General features: G+C 45.8%; 1 protein-coding gene and 1 pseudogene. Both read right to left on the bottom strand.

Going from position 1 to position 1,121, the window contains the following annotated elements:
* Window positions 1-469: pseudogene (locus I3255_RS14630) on the bottom strand (hypothetical protein); the annotation flags it as partial.
* An 11-nt stretch (window positions 470-480) separates the two neighbouring features.
* The coding region (gene fliG, locus I3255_RS14625; protein WP_238039478.1) for a flagellar motor switch protein FliG at window positions 481-1,121 on the bottom strand (641 nt) is incomplete at its 5' end.

Below are 1,121 nucleotides of genomic sequence, written 5' to 3'. Positions count from 1 at the left end.
ATTGCAAGACTTGAGCTCGAACTTCTTCGTTCATAACCGCAATAGGCGTAGCGAGATTATCCATCACTAAAGCTAACGCATCCACTTGGGCCGCAATGTGCGTTTGCGCTTGCTCTAAACCCTGAGCGAGACCTTGTTCAACACCTTGCTGCTGACCTAACTGCTGCCCATCTTGCTGTCCTTGACTAAATCCTTCGTCATAACCTGCTTTTCGCCCCTCAGCAAATCCATCATCGTAAGCAGATTGATGGATTTCATCGAGATCTGCCGCCGTTAATGGTGGCGGCGAATCTTCCTCTGGCGCATGATGAGGCTCGGGTTCTGGTACTTGCCGCTGAAGCTCATAATTTAGTGCGTTGTCATGTTGATGTGGCAACTCATCGCTGTAATCGGGAAAACACCAACGTTCTAACACTTCAGCTTGGTCTGAATTTATGCGAACAAAGCCGCGACGACGATCATTATCCATGGGTTACCCTGTTATAAATATTCTTCGGAGCCACCGCCATTTAGCATAATCTCCCCGGTATCAGCCAAACGACGAGCAATTGCTAGAATCTCTTTTTGTGACGCTTCTACATCGGATACACGAATTGGCCCCATTGCTTCAAGATCTTCACGCAGCATTTCACCAGCACGTTTTGACATATTGGCAAAAATCTTATCACGCAGTGGATCGTCTGCACCTTTCAGTGCACATTGCAGATGCTCTTGAGGTACATCACGCAGCAAAATCTGAATACTGCGATCATCCATTTCAATCAAATTATCAAACACAAACATCAGGTCTTGAATCTGAACGGCAGTATCTTCGTCATGCTCACGAATTTGATCCATCAAGATACCTTCCATACTGTTATCGAGATAGTTCATAATTTCAGCCGCCGCTTTCAAGCCGCCAATTTTCGCAGCTTGCGCACCAGACTGACCGGCAAACTGTTTCTCCATGATGTCATTAAGTTCATGGAGCGCTGCAGGTTGAACTTCTTCTAAGTGGGCAATACGCATCATCAGATCCAACCGAACTCGTTCAGGAAACTGGGATAAGATTTCGGCAGATTGTTCTGGCTCAAGATACGATAAAACAATGGTTTGAATCTGAGGGTGTTCATTTTGAATAA

Source organism: Psychrobacter sp. Ps6 (assembly GCF_022129235.1).
Taxonomy (GTDB): domain Bacteria; phylum Pseudomonadota; class Gammaproteobacteria; order Pseudomonadales; family Moraxellaceae; genus Psychrobacter.
The sequence above is the reverse complement of the archived record's forward strand: the minus strand, read 5'-3'. Positions and strand labels throughout refer to the sequence as shown.